At 67.0% G+C, this 24,020-nt stretch carries 22 protein-coding genes and 2 tRNA genes; 10 read left to right on the top strand and 14 right to left on the bottom strand.

Features of this window, described 5'->3' with window-relative positions; genetic code table 11:
• Positions 1–85 precede the first annotated feature (85 nt).
• Positions 86–532, top strand: coding sequence for a PH domain-containing protein (locus ACFOW8_RS03345; protein WP_378548433.1), 447 nt, complete (start codon positions 86–88; stop codon positions 530–532).
• Between the two features lie 73 nt (positions 533–605).
• Here ACFOW8_RS03345 and ACFOW8_RS03340 read toward each other — a convergent pair whose 3' ends face one another.
• Positions 606–1,136 carry a peptidylprolyl isomerase gene (locus tag ACFOW8_RS03340; protein WP_378545228.1) on the bottom strand — a complete coding sequence of 177 codons (531 nt, stop codon included), beginning with the start codon at positions 1,134–1,136 and terminating at the stop codon, positions 606–608.
• A 26-nt stretch (positions 1,137–1,162) separates the two neighbouring features.
• On the opposite strand from ACFOW8_RS03340, the gene ACFOW8_RS03335 reads away from it, so the two are divergent.
• Positions 1,163–1,339, top strand: coding sequence for a hypothetical protein (locus tag ACFOW8_RS03335; protein ID WP_378545226.1), 177 nt, complete (start codon positions 1,163–1,165; stop codon positions 1,337–1,339).
• Between the two features lie 8 nt (positions 1,340–1,347).
• Here the strand turns inward: ACFOW8_RS03335 and ACFOW8_RS03330 are convergent, their stop codons facing one another.
• Together ACFOW8_RS03330 and ACFOW8_RS03325 are read right to left on the bottom strand one after the other, a co-directional pair.
• Positions 1,348–2,142 carry an ABC transporter permease gene (locus tag ACFOW8_RS03330; RefSeq protein ID WP_378548430.1) on the bottom strand — a complete coding sequence of 265 codons (795 nt, stop codon included), beginning with the start codon at positions 2,140–2,142 and terminating at the stop codon, positions 1,348–1,350.
• A 56-nt stretch (positions 2,143–2,198) separates the two neighbouring features.
• A complete protein-coding gene (locus ACFOW8_RS03325) occupies positions 2,199–3,191 on the bottom strand; it encodes an ATP-binding cassette domain-containing protein (protein WP_378545223.1) in 993 nt (330 codons plus the stop codon).
• Positions 3,192–3,765: 574 nt separating this feature from the next.
• Between ACFOW8_RS03325 and ACFOW8_RS03320 the strand changes: the two genes are divergently transcribed.
• Entirely contained in the window at positions 3,766–5,346 is a 1,581-nt protein-coding gene (locus ACFOW8_RS03320) for a serine hydrolase (RefSeq protein WP_378545220.1), read from the top strand.
• Here ACFOW8_RS03320 and ACFOW8_RS03315 read toward each other — a convergent pair.
• Positions 5,336–6,232, bottom strand: a complete 897-nt coding sequence (locus ACFOW8_RS03315; protein WP_378545217.1) for an acyl-CoA dehydrogenase — start codon at positions 6,230–6,232, stop codon at positions 5,336–5,338. The two genes, ACFOW8_RS03320 and ACFOW8_RS03315, sit on opposite strands and share 11 nt — an antisense overlap.
• 116 nt (positions 6,233–6,348) lie before the next feature.
• On the opposite strand from ACFOW8_RS03315, the gene ACFOW8_RS03310 reads away from it, so the two are divergent.
• Positions 6,349–6,918, top strand: coding sequence for an MmpS family transport accessory protein (locus ACFOW8_RS03310; protein WP_378545214.1), 570 nt, complete (start codon positions 6,349–6,351; stop codon positions 6,916–6,918).
• A 77-nt stretch (positions 6,919–6,995) separates the two neighbouring features.
• Here ACFOW8_RS03310 and ACFOW8_RS03305 read toward each other — a convergent pair.
• The 10 genes from ACFOW8_RS03305 to dnaA form a co-directional block, all read right to left on the bottom strand.
• A tRNA-Ala gene (locus ACFOW8_RS03305) sits at positions 6,996–7,068 on the bottom strand.
• A gap of 33 nt (positions 7,069–7,101) precedes the next feature.
• Complete coding sequence (locus ACFOW8_RS03300; RefSeq protein ID WP_378545211.1) at positions 7,102–7,209, bottom strand: DLW-39 family protein; 108 nt, start codon at positions 7,207–7,209, stop codon at positions 7,102–7,104.
• A gap of 29 nt (positions 7,210–7,238) precedes the next feature.
• Positions 7,239–7,312: transfer RNA gene (locus ACFOW8_RS03295), tRNA-Ile, on the bottom strand.
• A 133-nt stretch (positions 7,313–7,445) separates the two neighbouring features.
• A complete protein-coding gene (locus ACFOW8_RS03290; RefSeq protein ID WP_378545208.1) occupies positions 7,446–8,480 on the bottom strand; it encodes a DUF3566 domain-containing protein in 1,035 nt (344 codons plus the stop codon).
• Between the two features lie 39 nt (positions 8,481–8,519).
• Positions 8,520–11,030: a DNA gyrase subunit A gene (gene gyrA, locus ACFOW8_RS03285; RefSeq protein WP_378545205.1), complete on the bottom strand. Its 2,511-nt coding sequence runs from the start codon at positions 11,028–11,030 to the stop codon at positions 8,520–8,522.
• A gap of 60 nt (positions 11,031–11,090) precedes the next feature.
• Positions 11,091–13,118 carry a DNA topoisomerase (ATP-hydrolyzing) subunit B gene (gene gyrB, locus ACFOW8_RS03280; RefSeq protein WP_378545202.1) on the bottom strand — a complete coding sequence of 676 codons (2,028 nt, stop codon included), beginning with the start codon at positions 13,116–13,118 and terminating at the stop codon, positions 11,091–11,093.
• A gap of 374 nt (positions 13,119–13,492) precedes the next feature.
• Entirely contained in the window at positions 13,493–14,029 is a 537-nt protein-coding gene (locus ACFOW8_RS03275) for a DUF721 family protein (RefSeq protein WP_378545199.1), read from the bottom strand.
• A 137-nt stretch (positions 14,030–14,166) separates the two neighbouring features.
• On the bottom strand, positions 14,167–15,363 hold the full coding sequence (gene recF / locus ACFOW8_RS03270; RefSeq protein WP_378545196.1) for a DNA replication/repair protein RecF: 1,197 nt from the start codon (positions 15,361–15,363) through the stop codon (positions 14,167–14,169).
• A 21-nt stretch (positions 15,364–15,384) separates the two neighbouring features.
• Positions 15,385–16,560: a DNA polymerase III subunit beta gene (dnaN, locus tag ACFOW8_RS03265; protein WP_378545193.1), complete on the bottom strand. Its 1,176-nt coding sequence runs from the start codon at positions 16,558–16,560 to the stop codon at positions 15,385–15,387.
• Positions 16,561–17,316: 756 nt separating this feature from the next.
• Positions 17,317–19,551 (bottom strand): chromosomal replication initiator protein DnaA, encoded by a 2,235-nt coding sequence (gene dnaA / locus ACFOW8_RS03260; RefSeq protein WP_378545190.1) that lies wholly within the window; start codon positions 19,549–19,551, stop codon positions 17,317–17,319.
• A 647-nt stretch (positions 19,552–20,198) separates the two neighbouring features.
• On the opposite strand from dnaA, the gene rpmH reads away from it, so the two are divergent.
• The 6 genes from rpmH to rsmG all read left to right on the top strand — a co-directional run bounded on the left by rpmH (position 20,199) and on the right by rsmG (position 23,548).
• Positions 20,199–20,342 carry a 50S ribosomal protein L34 gene (gene rpmH / locus ACFOW8_RS03255; RefSeq protein ID WP_005516618.1) on the top strand — a complete coding sequence of 48 codons (144 nt, stop codon included), beginning with the start codon at positions 20,199–20,201 and terminating at the stop codon, positions 20,340–20,342.
• A 22-nt stretch (positions 20,343–20,364) separates the two neighbouring features.
• A complete protein-coding gene (rnpA, locus tag ACFOW8_RS03250; protein WP_378545183.1) occupies positions 20,365–20,784 on the top strand; it encodes a ribonuclease P protein component in 420 nt (139 codons plus the stop codon).
• Positions 20,781–21,080: a membrane protein insertion efficiency factor YidD gene (yidD, locus tag ACFOW8_RS03245; RefSeq protein ID WP_378545180.1), complete on the top strand. Its 300-nt coding sequence runs from the start codon at positions 20,781–20,783 to the stop codon at positions 21,078–21,080. The genes rnpA and yidD overlap by 4 nt, the downstream gene beginning before the upstream one ends.
• 4 nt (positions 21,081–21,084) lie before the next feature.
• Entirely contained in the window at positions 21,085–22,164 is a 1,080-nt protein-coding gene (yidC, locus tag ACFOW8_RS03240; RefSeq protein WP_378545177.1) for a membrane protein insertase YidC, read from the top strand.
• A 24-nt stretch (positions 22,165–22,188) separates the two neighbouring features.
• Complete coding sequence (locus ACFOW8_RS03235; protein ID WP_378545174.1) at positions 22,189–22,722, top strand: Jag family protein; 534 nt, start codon at positions 22,189–22,191, stop codon at positions 22,720–22,722.
• Positions 22,723–22,810: 88 nt separating this feature from the next.
• Positions 22,811–23,548, top strand: coding sequence for a 16S rRNA (guanine(527)-N(7))-methyltransferase RsmG (gene rsmG / locus ACFOW8_RS03230; RefSeq protein ID WP_378545171.1), 738 nt, complete (start codon positions 22,811–22,813; stop codon positions 23,546–23,548).
• Positions 23,549–24,020: the final 472 nt, after the last annotated feature.

Raw genomic sequence — 24,020 nt, 5'->3', positions numbered from 1 at the left:
ATTACACCGGTGTTATTCATGCACACCTGTGGATGAATCTGTGGACAACTCGAGGAGAAACGGGGGATCGAGCCGCGTGAATGCTGTGGACTCCCCCGGCGGCACCTCGTGGACAACGCCGACAGCCGGGTTGATCGCCGTGTCCGGCGGCGGGTTGATCCTGGTCGTCGCGGCGATCCTGGCCAACGACGGCCCCAGTCGGCTGCTGGTCGGGCTCGCCGCGGTCGCCGTGCTGGCGATGGCGGTGCTCGCGTTCCGGCAGCGGCCCCGGCTCACCATGATCGGCGGCGCCGCGCCGCGGCTGATCGTCGGCACGCTCACCGGGCCGAAGGAGTATCCGCTCGACCGGATCGACCGGATCCGGATGGTCTCCTACCGCCGCATCGGCCGGAAGTCGTCCATGCTCGAGATCGACGTCCGCCATGAGGACTCGGAACGGCTGCTGATCTTCGGCCGCTGGGACCTCGGCACCAATCCCCACGATGTGTACGACGCGCTCGTCGTCAACGGCTTCGCCTCGGTGGCCGACTGATCGGCAACGTTTCACGTGAAGCAATGAACTCCCCGTCGCGCGAACGCGGCGGGGAGTTCTGCTGTGCGTGTTGTTATCGGTCGAGGGTGATCGAGGAGATCACCACCGGCTCGGTCGGCCGGTCGTTGCGGTCGGTCGGCACCGCGGCGATGGCGTCGACGACCTTGCGCGAATCCGGATCGACCACCTCGCCGAAGATCGTGTGCTTGCGATTCAGATGGGGCTGCGCGGAGACGGTGATGAAGAACTGCGAACCATTCGTGGCAGGCCCCCCATTGGCCATTGCCAGCAGATAGCCGCGGTCGAAGCGCAATTCGGGATGGAACTCGTCGCCGAATTCGAAGCCGGGACCGCCGCGACCGGTGCCGGTCGGATCGCCGCCCTGGATCATGAACCCCGCCATCACCCGGTGGAAGACGGCGCCGTCGTAGAACGGCCCTGACTCGGAACCACCGGCGTTGGTGGTGGTGTAGGCCGCGCTGCCGTCGGCGAGCCCGACGAAGTTGCGGACAGTCTTCGGGGCATGGTTGCCGAAGAGCGCGATCTTGATGTCACCGTGGTTGGTGTGCAGAGTGGCCACGGCGGTCTGGTGGGGTGAGGTCACGCAGATAGTTATGCCACAGTGGTCGCATGAAGCTTCGTAACCCGCTCATCGCGTCCGCCGCCGTGGTCGGGGCAGGTGCCCTGGCCTGGCTCGCCCGCAGCAAGCGTCCACAACTCCCCGAGCCCGCCCCCGAACCGCCCCGCCTCGGCTACTCCCGCAACGGTGCCGCGCCGGCCCCCGGAACGGAGACCGGCGCGCCATGAAACCGCCGTCAGCGGCTCACCGACTTCTTGTACTGCGCCTGAGCCAGCGGCACGAACACCACCAGGATCACCACGATCCACAGCAGTGAGGTGAGGACCGGGTGCTGCATCGGCCACGCCTGCGAGGTAGGCGCCAGCTCGCTGGTATTGCCGAAGAGCTCCCGGACCGCCTGGGTGAGCGCCGACATCGGATTCCACTCGGCGAAGATCCGCAACGGTGTCGGCAGATCCTCGATCGGGACGAACGCGTTCGACAGGAACGTCAGCGGGAAGATCACCATGAAGCTGGCGTTGTTGAACACCTCCGGCGCCCGGACCAGCAGGCCCACAACGGCCATCATCCACGACAGCGCGTAGGCGAACAGCAGCATCAGAATGTAGGCGAGTACCGCGTCGAGGAACGAGCCCCGAATGCGCCAGCCGACCACGAGACCGGTCAGCGACATGACGACCAGGCTGACGATATTGATCACCACGTCGCTGATCGTGCGGCCGACCAGCACTGCCGACGGCGCCATCGGCAGTGATCGGAAGCGGTCGATGATGCCCTTCTGCATGTCCTCGGCCATGCCCGCGCCGGTGAAGGTGGCACCGAACACCACGGTCTGCACGAAGATGCCCGCGATCAGGAACTCCCGGTAGCCGCCTTCCATCCCGGGCACCTTGATCGCCGAGCCGAACACGTAGGCGAACAGCAGCACGAACATGATCGGTGACATCGTGGTGAAGATCAGGACGTCGGGCACGCGCTTGATCTTGATGACATTGCGCTTGGCGATGGTCACGCTGTCGCTGAGGACCATCGACAGCCGTTCGCCGAGGCCGGGAACCTGCGTATCCGCCTTGTCGAGGGTGAGGCTCATCGGTTCTGTCCTTCCGCGCCGACCTTCTCGCCGTCACCGTTGACGAGTTCCTCTGCCTCGTGCCCGGTGAGGGTGAGGAATACGTCGTCGAGCGAGGGTCTGCGCAGGCCGACGTCGTTGATCTGGACCTTGTGCTCGGTGAGTCTGCCGATCGCGGCGACCAGATCCTGGGAGCCGTCGGCGACCGGGACCACGATCCGGCGCAGACCGGGTTCGATATGGATCTCGCCGTCGGCGAGCGGGCTGAGCACCTGCTGCGCCGGGGCGAGCTGGTCGGGGCTGGCGACGGTGAGCTCGATGCGGTCGCCGCCGACGAGGGCCTTGAGCTCGTCGGCGGTGCCGCGCGCGATGACTTTGCCGTGGTCGATCACCGCGATGGCGTCGGCGAGCCGGTCGGCCTCGTCCATGTACTGGGTGGTGAGCAGCAGGGTGGTGCCGCCGGCGACAAGTTCTTCGATGACGTCCCACAGGTCGAGGCGGGCGCGCGGGTCGAGACCGGTGGTCGGCTCGTCGAGGAACAGCACCGGCGGGTTGGCGACCAGCGCGCCGGCGAGGTCGAGGCGCCTGCGCATGCCGCCGGAGTATCCGCGCACGGGCCGGTCGGCCGCGTCGGTGAGCCGGAAGCGGTCGAGCAGTTCGCGCGCGCGTTCCTTGCTGCGCTGCACGCCGAGGTGATAGAGCCTGCCGACCATTTCCAGGTTCTCGAAGCCGGTGAGGTACTCGTCGACGGCGGAGTACTGCCCGGACGCGCCGATGTGGGAGCGCAGGGCCTGCGGGTTGTTCAGTACGTCGATTCCGGCGACCGTGGCACGGCCGGAGTCAGGAACGAGCAGGGTGGTGAGTACGCGAACGGTCGTGGTCTTTCCCGCGCCATTGGGGCCGAGAAGTGCGGTAACAGTACCTTCGGGCACACTCAGATCGAGCCCGTCGAGGGCGGTGAGCTGCCCATACCGTTTGACCAGTCCCTCGGCGACGATTGCGTCGGGCATGATTCTCCTGATGTCGTTGGTCAACGCTGCTGCCCCAGTATTGCCCCACCCACCGACAAGTCGCATCCCATTTGCTGGGCATCCAAAACCCTATGTACGGATTTGTTCGACATGCCGAGATCCAGCGACACGCGACGAATCGGACCGATTTTTTGGCACCCCCGTGACGCAAGCCCCTGATCTCCGGGGCACGCCTGCCGAGCGCGATGCCAGCACACGTTCATTGTTACTTCCGGGTAAAAGCTTGTGTACCAGCGCCTTTCGAATTGCGTCAGCAGATCGTCAGGTACCGCGCCGAGAACCCGGACCGTCGCGACGGCGGCCGACGACCCCGTTCCCAGCCGTCCCGGCCGAAAAATCTTGGAAACTCTCGCTGTGCGCTTACACGAATTCCGCTGACATCGCGTAGGATCGTTCACGTCGGCCCCTCCCCCCCGGGCCGACCCTACGCGGGCCTCGGCTAACTCCCCCCCTTCGCCGAGGCCCGCTCCCCATTTTCCGGGCCGGGTCGATCGCGCATCACAGTCCAGCCACGTTCCCGCGATCGCCCGGCAACCAGGACTATCGTCGGCCCATGGTGCCCGGCAGGGTCATGATCACGGCGCTGGTCGTGTCGATGGCTGTCGTGGTCGGTTGTGGTTCCGCCGACGACGCGCCCACGCCCACGCCGGCGCCGACCACCGTCCAGCTCCCACCGAACCAGGTCGCCGGCGTCCCGCTGCCCGACGACGCGGTCGACCGGGCCGTGGCGAAGCTGGACGAGCTGGCCGCCGCCCTGATGGAAAGCAGCCGGATCCCCGGGATGGCCGTCGCGGTCGTGCACGGCGGTGAAACCGTGTACGCCAAGGGCTTCGGCGTGCGCGCGGCGGGCACGCAGGAGGCGGTCGACGCCGACACCGTCTTCCAGCTGGCCTCGGTGTCCAAATCACTCGCCGCGACAGTGGTCGCCCACCAGGTCGGCACCGGCGCGATCGAGTGGACGACGCCGATGGTCTCGCTGCTGCCCTCGTTCGCGCTCGCCGATCCGGCCACCACCGCCGAACTCACCGTCGGCGATCTGTTCGCGCACCGCAGCGGCCTGCCCGACCACGCGGGCGACCGGCTCGAGGACATCGGCTTCGATCGCGCGGCGATCCTCGACAAGCTCCGCCTGGAACCGCTGGATCCGTTCCGGATCAGCTACCACTACACCAACTTCGGCCTCACCGCGGCCGCGGAGGCGGTCGCCACCGCGGCAGGTACGTCGTGGGAGCAGCTCAGCGACGATGTCCTCTACGGCCCGCTCGACATGTCGTCGACCAGTTCCCGCTTCGACGACTTCCAGGCCCGCCCGAACCGGGCCGTCGGCCACATGCGGGTGGACGGTGCCTGGGTGGCCGAGGCGGTCCGCGATCCCGACGCCCAATCACCGGCGGGCGGCGCCAGCTCCTCGGTCAACGACATGGCTCGCTGGCTGGCCGCGCTGCTCGGTACGGGCACCGCCGACGGCACCACCATCGCGCCCGCACAGGCCCTGCTGCCCGCGATCACCCCGCAGGTGATCTCCGCCCCGGCCAGGGCACCGCAGGCACGGGCGGGCTACTACGGCTTCGGCTTCAACGCCTCCACCACACCGGCGGGCCGGACCGACTACAGCCACTCCGGCGCGTTCGCACTCGGCGCCGCGACGAACTTCGTGGTGATTCCATCGGCCGACGTGGCGATCGTCGCGCTCACCAACGCGGCCCCGATCGGCATACCGGAGACACTCACTGCCGAGTTCGCCGACCTGGTGCAGTTCGGCGAGATCCGCGAGGACTGGCGCGCGCTCTACGAGCAGGTGATCGCCCCCCTCAACGATCCGGTCGGCGACCTGGCAGGCAAACCCGCACCGACGAATCCCGCCCCGGCCCAGCCACTGTCGACCTATCCGGGCAGCTACGCCAACGAGTACTGGGGTCCGGCGGTGATCAGCGAGGACGGCGGCGAGCTGGTCCTCACCATCGGCCCCGCGCAACAGCGCTACCCGCTGCGGCACTGGGACGGCGACACCTTCGCCTTCGAACCGAGCGGCGAGAACGCCCCACCGGGCAGCGTCTCCTCGGCCCGCTTCACCGACGACGGGCTGGTGCTCGACTACTTCGATGAGAACGGCCTTGGCACCTTCACCCGTTGACCGTGCGCCACGCGGTCGCCAGCCGCAGCGCTCTGACCTTGCCCGCCACCTCGAGCAGCGGCTCGTCCCTGGCCCAGCGCCGCGCGACCGCGGGGTCGGCGCGGTCCCACAGCGGCGCGAGTTCGGCGCGCAGGGCGGTCAGCCGGTCGAACACCGCACCGAGCGCGATGTGGGTGCCCGCCGCGCCGGGGTCCTCGGTACCCACCCCACGCACCGCCGCGAACAGGCCGAGCAGCTGTGCTACGGCCCCGGCGGGCCATTGCGACTGCCTGGCCACCCGCACCAGATAACCGAGCACAGCGGCCACCACGTGCACGTCTTCCACCGTGCGGAACGGTTTCAGGTAGTCGGCGTAGCCGTCGCCGGGCAGCAACTCGCCCCGCACGCCCTCGAAAGTGACGGTGGCGTGCGGGATCTCGGGAGCGAACGGCAGCTCCGGCAACGGCGTGACGACGGTGCCCGCGCCCGCGGGAACCAGTACGGCCCGTAGTCGCGCCCGCCCGTCGGGCCAGGTCCCCGCCCTGGCGATCACCAGAAACCGGGTGGCGAGTTCCCCGAGTGTCGCGAACGACTTCGTCCCGGTGACCACGCCGTCCTCGGTCACGGTGGTGGTGAGCTGGGCGGGCTTGGCTCCGCCCGCCTCGGTGGCGCACATGGAGGTCAGGTCGTCCTCGGCCAGCGCGGGGACCAGCGCGTGCAGCGCCTCCTGATAGCCACCGAGGAACGCCGTCCCCGTTGTGCCGCTGTCGAATCCGGCGACCGCGGCCCGATCCACCGAATTCGCGAAGCAGGCCGCACGGGCGCGCTGCCTGGCCGCCATGGTGGCGAGGTCGAGCGACCCGTACTCGGCGGGAGTCGCGGTGAGAAGGAAGTCGAAAGCACTCACAGCAGTGCAGCCTAAGGGAATCCGGCCCGCCCGATTGTCGCGCGCTGATAACGGCGGCGGCCGCGACGGCGATCACACCTGGACATGTCTTCGACTTCACCTGAGGGGGAATCACTTTGACCACACCGCAGTACCCGCAACAGCCCTACGGCCAGCAGCCCGGATACCCGCCGCAGCCGCCCAAGAAGAAGTCGAACACCATCTGGATCGTGCTCGGTGTGCTCGGCCTGGTCTTCCTGTGCGGCATCGGCGGCTGCGTCGCCATTCTGGGCAAAGCGGGTGAGGAGGTGAGCAAGTCCATCGACGCCGCCGCCAGCTCGATCAACTCGGCCGCGCCGACCGCGCCCGCCGCACCGGAGTCACCCGGCGCGCAGGTCCCGCCGCTGACCCCTGGCACCTCCACCGGCGAGGGCAAGAACATCGTCTACGAGATCATCTCCGACGACACCGAGCTGTCCTCGGTGACCTACTTCGACGGGAACTCCGAACTGCAGCAGGAGGCCGGCGCCACCGCTCCGTGGACGAAGTCGGTCACCAACACCTCGACCATCGCGATGATCGGGCTCGGCGCCCAGACCAACGGAACGTCGGTGACCTGCCGGATCACCGTGGACGGCAAGGTCGAAGACGAGCAGACCGCGACCGGCAAGTACGCCGTCGTCAACTGCACCGCCGCGGTGTTCTAACCCGCGGAAACGACCGCGCCCCCGCCGGTTCCTGATGTCAGGAACCGGCGGGGGCGCGGTCATTCACGGATGAAGTGTGGAGCCTAGGGGAATCGAACCCCTAACCCCTGCCTTGCAAAGGCAGTGCTCTGCCAATTGAGCTAAGGCCCCTTACCGGTGGTGAACCAGTTGGCAAGACCCGAATCAGCGGGTGGTGACCTCGTGCCAGAGGTCAGCATCGTCGCGCTTGCGGAATTTGGTGATACCGATGAGAACCGCGATCACAATGCCGACCGTGAGGACAATCTTCATGATTCCCACCCTACTGTGATGTTCGGGAGTGGGCCTAGGAGGACTTGAACCTCCGACCTCTTCGTTATCAGCGAAGCGCTCTAACCGCCTGAGCTATAGGCCCGTACTCGTTTCGGCCCTGCCGGAGCAGTGAACCGCAACGAGGAACGAGGTTACCCTACCTCATCGCAGATAACCAAAACGGCCGGTCAGAGCCATTTTCATGGTCTGACCGGCCGCAGGGAGAGACCCGGTTTCTAGTCGGGGTCGGCCAGGGTCACCTGGATGCCGCCGACCAGATCGCAGCACTGGTTGTAGATGAACACACCCACCGTCGCCAGCGCGGTGAACAGCACCACGTTGATCAGCCCGATGACGCCCGCGTAGCCGAACACCGTGCCCGCGTCGATCAGGCTCGACGAGCTGCCGTCCTGGTTCAGCATCTCGCCGAGCGAGTTGTCCAGGTTGTCCCACACGCCCATGCCGGCCAGCACGATGTAGAGCAGGCCGACCGCCACCATCCACACGAAGAACAGCGCGACACTGATCACCAGGGTGATCTTCAGCGTCGACCACGGATCGATCCGGCGGATCTGCACCGTCGCGCGTAGCGGTTCCCCCGAGGCGGCGGCCGCGATGGCCACCGGCGCGGCGGGCGAGACCGAGCCCGCGGCCGCGGCCCTTGCGCTCGGGCCGGGCTGCGGCGGAATCTGGGCCATCGGCAGACCGGGTGGCGCCGGCGGCGCGTCCGGCGTGGGATGACGCACCTCGGACAGGTCCGGCATGTCCTTGACCAGCTCGGGCCTGGCGATGCTCCTGGTCGGGCCGTCGATACCGACGGACTTCACCATCGCCGCTTCCTTGCGGGCCGCCTTGGCCGCCAGATCGGCGGTGGTGCGGGCATTGGAGGCGCCACTGCCCTTCAGCCCGCCACCCGCCGACGCGGCCGCGGGACGCCCCTGACTAGGCGCCTCACCGGGCCGGTACAGGTTCGACTGCGGTTCACGCTGCGGCAGCTGCGCCCACCCGTCCTGGTAAGGCGACTTGCCCTTGCCGTTGCCCGCCGGTGGGCCACCGGCCTGCTGGGGGGCGGCCGGCGCGGGTTCGGTTCCCATCCGCACGGTCGACTGGTCGAACGATTCACCCCCGCCTGTGCCGGATTCCGGCGCGGCGGCGCCCTCGGCCGCGCCCTCGCGCTGGATCGGGCGCGGCTGGATCGGAGACGAGGCAATCCGCTCGGTGACGCCGTTGGTCTGGTTCCGATCGTCGTTCGACTGATTCGGTGTGGTCAATGGAATCCTCAGATCCGTTCGTTGCCGCCGCTGGTTGGGTTACTGCTCCGAAGCCGCGTCGCCGGTGAGCTGATCGGGATCGGGCTCGTCGGCGTTGCGCGCGATCGCTAGCAAGGTATCGCCATCCGCGAGGTTCATCAATCGCACACCCTTGGTCTGCCGTCCAGCTTTTCGGACTTGTTTGGCCGCGGTGCGGATGACACCACCACTGGAAGTGATCGCATACAACTCGTCCTCGTCGTCGACGATGAGCGCACCGACCAGGCTGCCACGCTTCGGGTCGTACTGAATTGTCAATACGCCTTTTCCGCCACGGCCCTGTGCGGTGTACTCCTCGATCGCCGTGCGCTTGGCATACCCACCCGAGGTGGCAACCAAAAGGTAGGTGTCCGATCTGACCACATTGAGCGAGAGCAGCTCGTCGTCGGTGTTGAACCGCATGCCCTGCACACCGGAGGTCGCCCGGCCCATCGGCCGCAGCGCCTCGTCGGTCGCGGAGAACCGGATCGACTGGCCGTGCGCCGACACCAGCAGCAGATCGTCGTCGGAGGAACACAGGACGGCGCCGACCAATTCGTCGTCGTCACGCAGGTTCACCGCGACGATGCCGCCCGACCGGTTGGAGTCGAAATCGGTGAGCTTGGACTTCTTCACCAGGCCCGCGCGGGTGGCCAGCACCAGGTACGGCGCGTCCTCGTAGGTCTTGAGCTGGATGATCTGGGCGATCTTCTCGTCCGGCTGGAACGCGAGCAGGTTGGCCACGTGCTGACCGCGCGCGGTTCGGTTGGCCTCGGGCAGCTCGTAGGCCTTGGCCCGGTACACCCGGCCCTTGTTGGTGAAGAAGAGCAGCCAGTCGTGGGTGGACGAGACGAAGAAGTGCTTGACGATGTCGTCCTGCTTGAGGCCCGCGCCCTGCACGCCCTTGCCGCCGCGCTTCTGCGAACGGTAGAGATCGGTCTTGGTGCGCTTGGCGTAGCCGGTCTCGGTGATCGTGACCACCACGTCCTCGCGGGCGATCAGATCCTCGTCGGCCACATCACCGTCGTTGGCGACGATCCTGGTCCTGCGGTCGTCGCCGTACTTCTCGACGATCTCGGCCAGCTCGTCGCGCACGATGGCGCGCTGACGCTCCGGCTTGGCCAGGATGTCCTTGTAGTCGGCGATCTCGAGCTCGATCTTGGCCAGATCGTCGACGATCTTCTGCCGCTCCAGGGCCGAGAGGCGGCGCAGCTGCATGTCCAGGATCGCGGTCGACTGGATCTCGTCGATGTCGAGCAGCTGCATCAGGCCGGTGCGCGCGGTGTCGGTGTTGGCCGAGCGGCGGATCAGCGCGATGACCTCGTCGAGCATGTCCAGTGCCTTGACCAGGCCGCGCAGGATATGGGCCCGCTCCTCGGCCTTGCGCAGCAGGTAGCGGGTGCGCCGGACGATGACTTCCAACTGATGGTCGACGTAGAGCCGGATCATCTGATCCAGGCGCAGCGTGCGCGGCACACCGTCGACGATCGAGAGCATGTTGGCGCCGAAGCTGGTCTGCAGCTGGGTGTGCTTGTACAGGTTGTTCAGCACGACCTTGGCGACCGCGTCGCGCTTGACCGTCACCACGATGCGCATGCCGACCCGGTCGGAGGACTCGTCGTGGATATCGGAGATACCCGCGATCTTGCCGTCCTTGACCTGCTCGGCGATCGAGTTGATGAAGTTGTCGGTATTGACCTGGTACGGCAGCTCGGTGATGACGATCTGGGTCTGCCCGCGGCTGCCCTCTTCGATCTCCACCACACCACGCATGCGGATCGAGCCGCGACCGGTGGTGTAGGCGTCGTGGATGCCCTGACTGCCGACGATCAGGCCGGAGGTCGGGAAGTCGGGCCCCTTCACCCGCTCCATGCACGCGGCGAGGGTGGCTTCCTCGTCGGCGTCGTAGTTGTCCAGCGCCCAGTAGATGGCCTCGGCCAGCTCGCCCAAGTTGTGCGGCGGGATGTTGGTGGCCATGCCGACGGCGATGCCGTTGCTGCCGTTCATCAGCAGGGCGGGCACGCGCGCGGGCAGCACGGTCGGCTCCTGCGAGCGACCGTCGTAGTTGGGCACGAAATCGACGGTCTCGCTGTCGATATCGCGCAGCATCTCCATCGCCAGCGGCGTGAGGCGGCACTCGGTGTATCGCATGGCGGCCGCGCCGTCGTTGCCGCGCGAACCGAAGTTGCCCTGGCCGTCGACCAGCGGATAGCGCAGCGACCACGGCTGCGCCATACGCACGAGGGTGTCGTAGATCGAGGAGTCGCCGTGCGGGTGGTAGTTACCCATGGTCTCGGCGACCGGACGGGCCGACTTCACGTAACCGCGGTCGGGACGGTAGCCGTTGTCGTACATCGCGTAGAGCACGCGCCGATGCACCGGCTTGAGCCCGTCGCGTACATCGGGCAGCGCGCGACCCACGATCACGCTCATCGCGTAATCGATGTAGCTGCTCTGCATCTCGTTCTGGATGTCGACCGGTTCGATCCGGTCGCCCGCACCGCCCGACGGCGGCAGCGTGGTCTCGGTCATCAAATCTCCTTCGAGGGCGTGACATGCGTTCTCGGGCGCGCTCGCACAGCGCAGCGCCGGTTACACGTCGAGGAAGCGAACGTCCTTGGCATTGCGGGTGATGAAGCTGCGACGTGCCTCCACGTCCTCGCCCATGAGCACGGAGAACAGCTCGTCGGCCGCGGCGGCGTCGTCGAGTGTCACCTGACGAAGCACCCGGACCGCGGGATCCATCGTGGTCTCCCACAGCTCCTTGGCGTTCATTTCGCCGAGGCCCTTGTAGCGCTGGACGCCGTCGTCCTTGTTGATCTTCTTGCCGGCGGCGAGACCGGCCTCGAGCAGGGCGTCGCGCTCACGGTCGGAGTAGGCGAACTCCGGATCGGCCCGCATCCACTTGAGCTTGTACAGCGGCGGCTGGGCGAGGAACACGTGACCGTGCTCGACCAGCGGGCGCATGAACCGGAACAGCAGGGTGAGCAGCAACGTCGCGATGTGCTGACCGTCGACGTCGGCGTCGGCCATCAGGATGATCTTGTGGTAGCGCAGCTTCGCGATATCGAACTCGTCGTGGATGCCGGTGCCGAACGCGGTGATGATCGACTGGACCTCGTTGTTCTTGAGGACGCGGTCGATGCGGGCCTTCTCGACATTGATGATCTTGCCGCGCAGCGGCAGGATCGCCTGGTACATCGAGTCGCGGCCGGACTTGGCCGAGCCGCCTGCGGAGTCGCCCTCGACGATGTAGATCTCGCACTTGCCCGGATCCTTGGACCGGCAGTCGGCCAGCTTGCCCGGCAGTCCACCCAGGTCGGTGGCCGACTTGCGGCGCACCAGCTCACGCGCCTTGCGGGCGGCCACACGGGCCTGCGCCGAGGACACCGCCTTCTGCACGATGGTCTTCGCGTCGGCCGGGTTGGCCTCGAACCAGTGCGTCAGGTGCTCGTTGCAGGCACGCTGCACGAACGACTTGACCTCGGTATTGCCCAGCTTGGTCTTGGTCTGGCCCTCGAACTGCGGCTCGCCGACCTTGACGCTCACGATGGCGGCCAGGCCCTCGCGGATGTCGTCACCGGTGAGGTTGCCGTCCTTCTCCTTGAGGAGCTTCTTCTCCTTGGCGTACTTGTTTACCACCGTGGTCAGCGCCGCGCGGAAGCCCTCTTCGTGCGTGCCGCCCTCATGGGTGTTGATGGTGTTGGCGAAGGTGTGGACCGACTCGGAGTAGCCGGAGTTCCACTGCATCGCGACCTCGAGCTCGTGGCCGGTGCCCTTGCCGGTGAAGCCGACCACCGAGTTGTGGATGGCCTGCTTGGTGCGGTTGATGTGGCGGACGAAGTCGACCAGGCCGCCCGGGTAGTGGTAGGTGCGGGTCTTGACCTTGGGCTCGACCGGCGCCGCGACACCTTCCTCGACGTGCTTGGGGGCCTCCGCGGTCTCGCTCACCACCTCGTCGATGACGTCGTTCTCGGAGACCCGCTCGTCGGTCAGGGTGATGGTTAGGCCCTTGTTCAGGAACGCCATCTCCTGCAGGCGGCGCGAGACCGTCTCGAAGTTGTAGGTGGTGGTCTCGAAGATCTCGGGATCGGCCCAGAACCGGATGGTGGTACCGGTGCGCTTGGTGGGCTCGCCCTGGATCAGCTTGCCCGGCTTGGCGTCTTTGTAGATCTGCGTCCAGTGGTAGCCGTCGTTGTCGATCTCGGCTTCCAGCTTGCTCGACAGCGCGTTCACCACTGAGATACCGACACCGTGCAGACCGCCGGAGACCGCGTAGGAGTCCGAGTCGAACTTGCCACCCGCGTGCAGCTGCGTCATGACGACCTCGACGGTGGGGATCCCCTGCGCGTGCATACCGGTGGGGATACCGCGGCCGTCGTCGACGACCTCCACACCACCGTCCGCGAGCAGCGTCACGTCGACTCGGGTGGCGTAGCCTGCCATCGCCTCGTCGACCGAGTTGTCCACAACCTCCCAGATGAGGTGGTGCAGACCGCGTTCACCGGTGGAACCGATGTACATGCCGGGGCGCTTGCGCACCGCTTCGAGGCCTTCGAGGACCGTGATGGAGGAGGCACCGTAGCCATTGCCCGATGCGTTGGAGTCGTTGGCAGCCACTTCTCGGTAGCTCTCCTTACTTGCTGATCCCTGGCACAACGGTCGGGCAGCACGCGGACTGCACAGCACGCGTCGAGGGTTCGCCGCTGGTTACGTCACCATCCTACTGGTAAGCCCAACTTACAGTGCACCTACGACACCCCTGACGCCGCCGTGAATGCGAGAAATCGAACTATGGCGATAAGCGTCGGCCTCGCGGCGATTTCCGCCCGGCAGAACTCGCGTGAGGCTCGCGTTCGAAGGTTCCACGTGAAACGGCGCCGATGCGAGGTGGGGTCGGCGCCGAGTTATCCACAGGCTCTGTCCACATGTCCACAATCATGGGTGGTGAGACCGGCGCCCTCGCAACACAACTCACGCTGGTCACCGCCCGGCTATCCGTAGGTATCGCGCGGGCCTCTGCCCTTGATGTGGCGCTCGCCCTTGCGCCAACTCGGCGCGGCGGGCCCGGTGATCCGCAGCTGGGTGACCACGCCCTGACCCACGGCGGCATTGATCTTGGCCAGCAGCTGGCCCTGCAGCATGCGCAACTGCGTCGCCCAGGCGGTGGACTCGGCGGCGATCTTGAGTACGCCGTTCTCCAGCGTTACCGGGGTGGCGTGCGCGGCGATGTCCTCGCCGACCACACTGGCCCAGCGACCGAACACCGTGCCCTCGGCCACCTTGCCCGACCAGCCACGACTCTTCGCGATCGAGCCCGCCAGCGCCGAGAGCAGCTGCGGATCGCGGGCATCGGGACCGGCGCCGGACCAGCCGCTGCGCCTGCGCCCGCCCGCCCGCAGCTTGCGCACCGGGGACGCCCTGCCCTGGCCGACCGACTTCCCGCTGGCCTTGGCCGCGGCGCGCGCTTCCTCCAGCGCGCGACGGGCCAGATCGATGCCGCGCAGTTCCGGTTCCGGCTCGTCGGTCACGCTTACCGCCCTTCCGGTGTCGATGCTGGCCGAGTGCGGACCGAGTCTACGCCGGGATACCGACCACCCCCGTGCCCGTCGACCGGCATATCTCCAGCATGCCGACAGTTATCCACAACGACTGTGGATAACTGTCGTCAGCTGTGCATATCTTCGGGCTGCGGGACGGGATCGGCGCCAATGTGTGAAGTCCGCTGGTCGGCTTCCCCGGTGGTCTGCACCCGCAGTGGCTCTGCGGCCAGTGCGGCAGGTACGTCCTCGGGCACCGCCGCGGTGATCAACACCTGCTCCGCACCCGCCGCCACCTCGGCCAGCGCGGTCCGCCTGCGCCGGTCGAGCTCGGCGAACACATCGTCGAGCAACAGCACCGGCTCGGTCCCACCGCTGCGCAGCAGCTCGAACGAGGCCAGCCGCAGCGCGAGGGCGAACGACCAGGATTCGCCGTGACTGGCGAAACCCTTGGCCGGGGCACTGCCGAGCAGCAGTTCGAGGTCGTCACGGTGTGGGCCGACCAGGCACACACCGCGGTCCAACTCCCTCGTCCGCGCTGTGGACAACTCACGCAACATGATCTCGCGCAGGTACTCCACATCGTCGGCCGCGGGTTCCCTCGCCGGGTCGAGCAGTTCGGGCGGCAGATACCCGGACCGGTAACCGATTGCCGCGGGACGTGACTCGGGCGCGATCGACTGATAGGCCTGTGCCAAGTACGGATACAGGTCGTTGACCAGGCGTAATCGTTGCGCCAGCAGGACCGACGCGTGCTCGGCGAGGTGCCCGTCCCACACGTCGAGGGTGCTCAGATCGGTGCGCGAACGCACCTGGCGCCCCGCGGTTTTCAACAGGGCCGACCGCTGCCGCAGTACCTTGTCGTAGTCGGCGCGCACCCCGGCCAACCTGGGGAGCCGGGCTGTGCACAACTCGTCGAGGAACCGTCTGCGCTCCCCCGGATCACCACGCACCAGCGCCAGATCCTCCGGCGCGAACAGCACGGTCTGCAGAATGCCGAGGATTTCGCGTGAGCGCCGCACCGGCGACCGGTTGATCTGCGCCCGATTGGCGCTGCCCTGTTTGAGCTCGACATCGACGCGCAGCTCCCGGCCCTGATTGACCACGGTCGCGCCGATCCTGGCCTGCGTGGTGCCGAGCCGGATCAACGGCGCGTCGGCCGCGACCCGGTGCGAACCGAGCGTCGCCAGATAGCCGACCGCCTCGATCAGGTTGGTCTTGCCGTTGCCGTTCGCTCCCAACAGCACCGTGCGGCCTGGGGACAATTCGAGCTCGGCGTGCTCCCACGACCGGAAATCACGGACCGACAGCGCACGAATGAACATGCCGGGTTGCGCCGGGCCGGCTCAGCCGGGCAGCCGGACCGGCATCAGCAGGTAGATGTACTGGCTCTCCAGCGCGGCGAACGCACCGGACTCCAGCACCTTGGGCTCCTCGTCGGAGGCGGGCAGCAGCACGGCGGGACGGCTCGGCGTGGTGAAGCCGAAGGTAACCCGATCAGCGTGCAGCGCGGAAAGCCCCTCGGTGAGGTAGCCGGGGTTGAACGCGATGGTCAGCGGCTCGCCGCGGAAGTCGGCCTCCAGCCATTCCTCGGCGCGGCCAGCGTCGTCCCCACCCGCGGACAGCAGCACGCCGTCGGTGGAGAACTCGAGCCGTACCTGGGCACCGCGCTCGGCTACCAGGGCCACACGCTTGATCGCCTCGGACAGCGCCGAGACCGGCAGCGTGGCGATGGAGGTGTGTTCCTTGGGGAGCAGCTGACGGAACTTGGGGAATTCCGCGTCGAGCAGGCGGGTGGTGGTTCGCCGGCCCGCGTTGACGATGCCGAGCAGACCGTCGGCCCCGCCGCCGGTGCCGAGCGAGAGCTGTACCGGCGCGTCGGTGGCGCCGAGCGTCTTGGCGGCCTCGGACAACGTGCGGGCCGGAATGAGCACCGCGGTCTCGATATCGGGCCGCGTCGGCTGCCACTGCAGGTGCCGCACGGCGAGGCGGAACCGGTCGGTGGCGGCGAGCACCACGTCGTTGCCCTCGATCTCCACCCTGATACCGGTGAGCATGGGGAGCGTGTCGTCACGGCCTGCGGCGACGGCGACCTGGCCGACCGCCTCGGCGAACACATCGACACCGAGCTCACCGGTCTGCTGCGGTACCTCGGGCAGCTGGGGATAGTCCTCGACCGGCATGGTGGGGAGCGAGAACTTGGCGCTACCGCACGCGATGAGCACGCGAGTGCCGTCGACGGAGACATCGACCGGCTTGTTCGACAGCGCCTTGGTGATATCGGCGAGCAGCCTGCCCGAGACCAGCACCTGCCCTGGCCCGGCGACCTCGGCGGCCACCCGCATCTGCGCGGAGACCTCGTAGTCGAAGCCGGAGACCGTCAGACCGTTCTCGTCGGCGACGAGCAGGACGCCACCGAGCACCGGCACGGGCGGGCGTGACGGCAGGCTACGGGCCACCCAGGCCACCGACTCGGCGAAATCCTCTCGGGCGACCCGAAACTTCATGCTCGCAAGCTCCATCGCCCGATGTGTCCTCTCCGAGTTAGTTGAGGTGTGTGCCGACCGTGCACTGAGTCTCGCACAACCAGCCGACAACCAAACGGTACCCGTGTAACCCCGCCGAGTCCGCAACGACCCTCCCCTGTCGATCGGGTGCGCGGCCCGTCCCTTCTCCTCCTTGCTTCTTGTGAGTGGAGCACCGACCGAGCCGAGCCTGTCCGACCCGACTTTCCACACACCCTGTTTTGAAGAGATCTCTTCAAGAAAGAGAACTGAAGTAGTAGTAGGCACTGTGGAATCTGTGGACTTCGACCGAATCCGCAGGTCAGCGCGCACGGCGGCATGTGGATGGCCGTGGGGTGTCTCGAGGATGAACCGGAGTCGTCTGTGGACGCGCGAAGTTGTCCCGATTCCATCCTCGAGTAGTCCTCGAGTTGTTCCACCGGATTCACCCTGTTGTTCACACGCGGGGGCAGGGTGGTGGCAACCAGGTGGATTCCTCGAGGACTCCACACGGATTCCTCGAGGAATCCACAGGCGTGATCCGGCGACGCCGCAGGTCGGGACGAGTGCACAGCTGTGAGTGGATCGGCCTGTGGACGATGTGGACAACTCCCTGTGTACGAACACTCCCAGCTCGGTCCCCAACCCCTGTGCGTCAACCGGTGCACAACCAGTGGATTCCTCGAGGACTCCACAGGGACTCCTCGAGGAATCCACAGGGCGAAAAAGAACACCGCCCCAGGTCAGGGCGGTGTTCTCGGGTTGGGGATGAATTCAGCGGGAGCGCTGTTTGATTCGGGCTGTGAGTTCTTGGACCTGGTCGTAGACGCGACGCCGCTCGGTCATCTCCTTGCGGACCTTCTTCTCCGCATACATCACCGTCGTGTGGTCACGACCGAAGGCCTGGCCGATCTTGGGCAGCGACAGATCGGTGAGCTCCCGGCACAGATACATGGCGATCTGGCGGGCCTGCGCGAGCGGGCGCGCCTTGCCGGGACCGGTGAGCTCCTCGAGCGTGGTGTTGAAGTACTCAGCGGTGACGGCCATGATCGTCGCCGCGTTGATCTCGAGTGCGGCGGTGTCGGGCATGAGATCGCGCAGCACCACCTCGGCCAGGGACAGATCCAGTGGCTGACCGTTGAGCGAGGCGAAGGCCGTCACCCGGATCAGCGCGCCCTCCAGCTCACGGATATTGCGCTCCACCCGGCTCGCGATCAGCTCGAGCACGTCGTGTGGCACATCGAGCCGATCCATCCGGGCCTTCTTGCGCAGGATCGCGATGCGGGTCTCCAGCTCGGGCGGCTGCACATCGGTGATCAGGCCCCACTCGAACCGCGTCCGCAGCCGCTCCTCCAGGGTGGCCAGCTGCTTGGGCGGCCGATCCGAGGACACCACGATCTGCTTGTTGGCGTTGTGCAGGGTGTTGAAGGTGTGGAAGAACTCCTCCTGGATGCCTTCCTTGCCCTCGATGAACTGGATGTCGTCGACCAGCAGGATGTCGGTCTCGCGGTAGCGCCGCTTGAACGCGACCTTGCGATCGTCACGCAGGCTGTTGATGAAGTCGTTGGTGAACTCCTCGGTGGACACGTACTTCACCCGCATGCCGGGGAACAGCCGCTGCGCATAGTGCCCCGCAGCGTGCAGCAGATGGGTTTTGCCCAATCCGGAAGCGCCCCATACGAACAATGGGTTGTAGGCCCGGGCCGGCGCCTCCGCGATGGCAACGGCCGCCGCGTGCGCGAACCGGTTCGACGCGCCGATCACGAACGTCTCGAAGGTGTACTTGGCGTTCAGGCTCGCCGAGGACGAGGCCTGCGGTGGCGCCTCCGGCGACTTGTTGAAATAGGTCGGCCAGTTGTTGCGGGCGTCGACCACCGGCTCGTCGTCGACGGAATCGGCGCCGGGCGTGCCGGGCCGCAACGGTTCCGGTGCGGTGTCGGTGGCCGGATCCTCGGCGCGCGCTGCGATCTGCTCGTCCTGCTGCGGACCCCGGCCCCGGCTCGGCGGGCGCGACGGCTCCGGGGTGAACAGCGATTCCTGCCCTGGTGGAGTGTGCTCACGCCTGGTTGGCTGCTGCTCGCGGCGCGGCGGTGCCGCCTCGGCCTGGCGCTGCTCCGGACGAGCGCCACGGAATTCCCCGCGACCACCGAACTCGCCGCCGCTGAAATCGGGAACCGGGTACACGGCGGTCGGCTCGAAGTCGGTGCCGGGGAACTCGCCACGGTCGGGCTGGTATTCCGGCGCCTTGGCGTAGTCAGGTGCCTGTGCGTAGTCGGAAGCAGCCGGGTACTCCGATTGCTGGGCGTACTCGCCTTCCGACGGCCGGTACTCGGAATCGGGGCGGTACTCCGACTCCGGCCGGTACTCGGGTTCGGGTCGGTACTCCGATTCGGACTGGTACTCCCGGTGTCCTGGAAAATCGGGTCGCTCGCCGTACTCACCGGCCGGTGCGGGGTATTCGCGGCCGCCGAAGCTGTAGTCCCCGGAGGCCGGATAGTCCGGGTTGGCCGAGTAGTCGTCGCGGTAATCGCTACCGCCGCCCTGATACTCGCCCGTGTTGTAGCGCGGGCGGCCGTACTCACCGCGCGCGGCGTAGTCGGGGGCGCCGAAATCGGGACCGGGGAAGCCACTCGGCGGGCGTACCGGTTCGCGCGGGCGCTCCGGACGGCTCGTCATCCTGGCGTGCCGGGGCGAACTGCCGGTCCGCTCCCCCGCGGCCGGGCTCGGCGCGGCGATGCGCACCCCGAGACCCTCCACCTGCGGACCCAGCCTGCGGCCGAGCGAACGCAGGATCGGCTCACGCAGATCACGCTCGATGGCCTCTTGCGCGAGCGAGGACGGCACCGACAGCAACGCGAATCCCTGGGCGACGGTGAGCGGCTTCACCAGCTTCAGCCAGGCCTGCTGAGCGCGGCTCACTGCCGGGATGGCGCCGTCCGCCGAGCCTGTGGTGAGCTCGGCGACCACCTCTGGCCATACAGTGGCCAGCACATTCTGCTCGTCGTCCATGCAGCGTCCTCCCCGGAGCCGGTAGTTGGGGCCCACGGCCGGGTGCACGCAGGGAACCACCTGTGACCAGGTGGTATCCAGTGATCCTGCGCACAACCGAAGCCGGTTCGAACGCCGTGCGGTCCCAGAACGCGGACTGCGGCGCGGGCACCGTCGGCCCTACGAATATGCCACTCCGGCCGTCTTTCCACATAATTATCCACAGATGTGGACAAACCTGGGGATAGAGGCGATCTGCCAACGTGTGGCAGCTAATGGGGCTGGACCTGCGGTTCTTCAGCAATCCCCCGGCTACAGAGGCTAGCCGCCCATGCCGCAGAAGGCCAGAGCTGTGGAGCAACTCACGAAAACTTCCCCACTGCGTGAGTGCAACCCGGGCGTGTCGCCGCAGGTCGGGCCGACATCGGCCCTCCGATGGAGGTCCGGTAGCCTGAACGCGTGCCTGGCGCACCTGCCTTGGGGCGAGTTTGACCCTGCGTAGCGGTATCAGTACCCTCGTACAGTCACCCCTTGGCGCGGTGGCGGCTGTGTGCTGCACACCGATCGCCAAGGCTTCTGCGTGTAGACCGCGGTCGCTGCGCAGACACCGAATCATTGAACAGACTTCGGGTACCGAACGGTGCCCACCAACTCGAGGAGTGTTGACCGTGGCCAAGGGCAAGCGGACGTTCCAGCCGAACAACCGTCGTCGGGCGCGCGTGCACGGCTTCCGCCTCCGGATGCGTACCCGTGCGGGTCGCGCCATCGTTTCGGCGCGTCGCCGCAAGGGCCGTGCCGAACTGACTGCCTGATCGCGTCGCGTCGGACGCTCGGGTGTTGCCTGAGCCGTATCGGTTGCACCACCGTGCCGAATTCTCCCGCACGGTGCGCCGCGGTCAGCGAATCGGGAGGCGAGATCTCGTCGTGCATGCGCTCGCGCATACGTACGACGATGTCGCTGATGTCGATTCACTGACCCGGGCCGGTGGGCCGCGGTTCGGGTTGATTGTGAGCAAGGCGGTGGGAAACGCGGTGGTTCGCCACCGGGTGGCCCGCCGCCTGCGTCATATGTGCGCCCAGCTCGTCGATGAACTGCCCGCCGAGACCGATGTCGTGATCCGGGCGCTGCCCGGCTCGGCGACCGCCGACTCCACCGAGTTGCTGCGCCAGCTGCGCACCGGACTTCGCAAGCTCGGCTTGCGGAATGCCCCGGAGCCCGCGCTCGGACGCACCCCGGCCGGTGCACGGCGATGAGGTCCATCGCCCGGTTACCCGCGAACACGCTCATCTTCCTGATCGAGCTGTACCGGACCTATGTCTCCCCCACCCGCATGCCGATCTGCCGGTTCACCCCCACCTGCAGTGAATACGCGGTGACCGCCCTGCGCACCCGCGGCCTGATCGTCGGATCGGCACTGACGGTGGTGCGGCTCGCCAAATGCGCGCCCTGGCACCCTGGAGGGTGGGATCCCGTGCCTGAGCGCGGGTCGAATGCCTTCATAAAGTCATCGCCCGCGCAGATCGGCGATACGAACGACGGGAGTACCTAGAGCCGTGCTCGACATCATCTATTGGCCGGTATCCGCGATTTTGTGGTTCTGGCACAAGGCCTTCGGCTTTGTGTTCGGCGCCGACAGCGGGCTCGCCTGGAGCCTCGCCATCGTGTTCCTGGTCTTCACTCTGCGGCTCGTGCTGTACAAGCCGTTCGTGAAGCAGGTGCGCACCACCAAGCAGATGCAGGAACTGCAGCCCCAGATCAAGGAGCTGCAGAAGAAGTACAAGAACGACCGCGAGACCATGGCGCGGGAGATGCAGAAGCTGCAGAAGGAACACGGCTTCAACCCGCTGATGGGTTGCCTCCCGGTGCTGGTGCAGGTGCCGGTGTTCCTCGGTCTGTTCCACGTGCTTCGCTCGTTCAACCGCACCGGCCACGGCTTCGGCCAGCTCGGCCTGTCGCCGGAGGAGAACGCCAATATCGGCAACTACATCTTCTCGGTGGCCGACGTCCAGTCGTTCCTGAGCGCCCGTATCTTCGGTGCGCCGATCGCCGCCTTCATCACCGCGCCGACCAATGAACTCCAGGCCTTCGCGGACTTCGGTGGCGCTCCGTCCCGAGTGGCCATCGCCGCCGTCGCCATCCCGCTGATGATCATCGCTGGCGTGGCGACCCACTTCAACGCCCGCGCGTCGGTGGCCCGGCAGACGCCGGAGGCGGCCGCCAACCCGCAGGCCGCGATCATGAACAAGCTGTCGCTGTGGGTCTTCCCGCTCGGCGTGATGGTCGGTGGCCCGTTCCTGGCGATCGGCATCTTGATCTACTGGGTGGCCAACAACATCTGGACCTACGGGCAGCAGCACCTGGTGTTCGGCCGGATGGAGAAGGAAGAGGCCGAGAAGAAGGCGAAGAAGCTGGAGCAGCGTGCGCAGAACGCGCCGAAGCCAGGCGCCAAACCGATCGACGTGCGCAAGCGGCCGCAGGACGCGTCGACCGAAGACAAGTCGTCGACCAACGGCACCACCGCGAGCACCGGCACGGCCAAGCAGACCACCAAGCAGGGTGGCGGTCAGCGGCGGCCGGGTGGCCAGAAGCGGCCGGGTAGCCGTGGCAGGGCGAACCAGAAGCGCAAGCGCTGAGTGGCGAGCAGATAGAGGAATCCAATGACTGTTGAGACCGAGACCGACGAAGGGGACGCCACCGTGTCGACGACTGTTGACGTCGCGAACGATGCCGAAGAGGCGTTGATCGAAGAGGGCGAGATCGCGGGCGACTACCTCGAGCAGCTGCTGGACGTGCTCGACTTCGACGGCGATATCGACCTCGATGTCGAGGGTGACCGCGCCGTCGTGAGCATCGATGGCGGCCGGGATCTGACCAAGCTCGTCGGCCGCAATGGCGAAGTCCTCGACGCGCTGCAGGAGCTGACCCGGCTGGCTGTGCAGCAGGCGACCGGCGTCCGCAGCAGGCTGATGCTCGATGTGGCCGGCTGGCGCGCGCAGCGGCGCACCGACCTGAGCGAGCTCGGCGCCGCGGCCGCCAAACGAGTACTCGAGTCCGGCAAGCCGGAAGCGCTGTCGGCCATGACGCCGTTCGAGCGCAAGATCGTGCACGACGCCGTTGCCGAGATCGATGGTGTGGTGAGTGAGAGCGAAGGTGTCGAGCCGAATCGCCATGTGGTGGTAGTGCCCGAGTAGGCTGAATCCGCCGCGACCACGAATAGGCCTCCGGTCCCGGACCGGGGGCCTTATTCATGCCCAACCTGCGACCGATCACCACCGGAGGATGTTTCACGTGGAACGAGAACTGGGTGCGCTCTCTGCCGAGCTGGAGCCGCCGGCCGCCGCAGCACGGGTGTTCGGCGACCGCCTGGACCTCGCCCGCCGCTACTGCGCGGCGCTGGCGCACGCCGGGGTCGAGCGCGGCCTGATCGGCCCACGTGAAGTTCCGCGCTTGTGGGAGCGCCACATTCTCAACTGCGCGGTGGTCGGTGAGCTGATCGAGGAGGGCGCGTCGGTTGTCGACATCGGCAGCGGCGCGGGTCTTCCCGGTATCCCCCTGGCCATCGCGCGGCCCGACCTCCGCATCACCCTGGTCGAACCGCTGCTGCGGCGGACTGTCTTCCTCGGTGAGTTCATCGACGATGCCGGGTTGAAGAATGTCACGGTCGTGCGCGGCCGGGCCGAGCAATCGGGGGTCATCAAGGAAGCCGGCGGAGCGGACGTGGTCACCTCGCGTGCGGTCGCACCGCTCGCCAAGCTGGCGCACTGGTCGCTCCCCCTGCTCCGTGATGGCGGGCGGATGCTCGCGCTCAAGGGAACCAGCGCGGCCGAAGAACTCGAGCGCGACGGCGAAGAGCTGATCCGGGACGGGGCCACCGATCTTCGAGTCGTCGGTTGTGGCGCCGGAATGGTCGAGGTTCCGACTCTCGTCATCAGCGCGGAACTCCTCCCCCGTGCGGAGCGTCCGGCACGGCGCGGGGGGCGGAAGTCGACCATCGACAAGAAGGCGCGCAAGCGCTGAGTTTTGTCACTTTTCGTAACGTGACAAAAGGCTCCGCGGGGGAATGCTTGCATGCCGGTTGGGCCGAATTTCTTTGGTTGTGATGGGGTGTCGCAACCCGGCTCTCCGAACTGTTTCACGTGGAACGCCGGAGTCGCTGACGCGCTCGACTCCTTGTCGAGGAGCCCGTCGTCGCGTCCAGCGGGAACCTTCGCGACCCGAGTTGTTTCCCGTGAAACATTGATCCGCGAACCGATTTGAGCGAACTTGGGTGTGTCCTCCTCGGCGTGCCGCGATTCAGCTTTCCTATCCGTCGTAGTGCTGGCAAGCTATTCAGGGTCGGGCGTGCGCGCCGAGTAGCCATCGAATAGTGGCCGGCCGCCGCCGCATTTGTTTGTGATGACACGGCGCCGACGCTCGGTCGGGAGAACGTGATCTGAAGTTTCTCGGTTAGGAGCTGTCTATGTCGAGCGGTCCGGCGAATGTTTCACGG

It is taken from the genome of Nocardia rhizosphaerae, assembly GCF_042650365.1.
GTDB classification, from domain to species: Bacteria; Actinomycetota; Actinomycetes; order Mycobacteriales; family Mycobacteriaceae; genus Nocardia; species Nocardia rhizosphaerae.
This window is presented reverse-complemented; position numbering and strand designations above follow the sequence as displayed.

Excerpts from the sequence above, each read along its gene's own strand:
- recF (WP_378545196.1), bottom strand. The coding sequence starts at position 15,363 with ATGTTCATTCGTGCGCTGTCGGTCCGTGATTTCCGGTCGTGGGAGCAC.
- rsmG (WP_378545171.1), top strand. The coding sequence starts at position 22,811 with ATGTTTCACGTGGAACGAGAACTGGGTGCGCTCTCTGCCGAGCTGGAG.
- dnaN (WP_378545193.1), bottom strand. The coding sequence starts at position 16,560 with ATGGAGCTTGCGAGCATGAAGTTTCGGGTCGCCCGAGAGGATTTCGCC.
- ACFOW8_RS03235 (WP_378545174.1), top strand. The coding sequence starts at position 22,189 with ATGACTGTTGAGACCGAGACCGACGAAGGGGACGCCACCGTGTCGACG.
- ACFOW8_RS03330 (WP_378548430.1), bottom strand. The coding sequence starts at position 2,142 with ATGGTCCTCAGCGACAGCGTGACCATCGCCAAGCGCAATGTCATCAAG.
- ACFOW8_RS03335 (WP_378545226.1), top strand. The coding sequence starts at position 1,163 with ATGAAGCTTCGTAACCCGCTCATCGCGTCCGCCGCCGTGGTCGGGGCA.
- dnaA (WP_378545190.1), bottom strand. The coding sequence starts at position 19,551 with ATGGACGACGAGCAGAATGTGCTGGCCACTGTATGGCCAGAGGTGGTC.
- ACFOW8_RS03300 (WP_378545211.1), bottom strand. The coding sequence starts at position 7,209 with ATGAAGATTGTCCTCACGGTCGGCATTGTGATCGCGGTTCTCATCGGT.
- gyrA (WP_378545205.1), bottom strand. The coding sequence starts at position 11,030 with ATGACCGAGACCACGCTGCCGCCGTCGGGCGGTGCGGGCGACCGGATC.
- yidD (WP_378545180.1), top strand. The coding sequence starts at position 20,781 with ATGAGGTCCATCGCCCGGTTACCCGCGAACACGCTCATCTTCCTGATC.
- ACFOW8_RS03320 (WP_378545220.1), top strand. The coding sequence starts at position 3,766 with ATGGTGCCCGGCAGGGTCATGATCACGGCGCTGGTCGTGTCGATGGCT.
- ACFOW8_RS03325 (WP_378545223.1), bottom strand. The coding sequence starts at position 3,191 with ATGCCCGACGCAATCGTCGCCGAGGGACTGGTCAAACGGTATGGGCAG.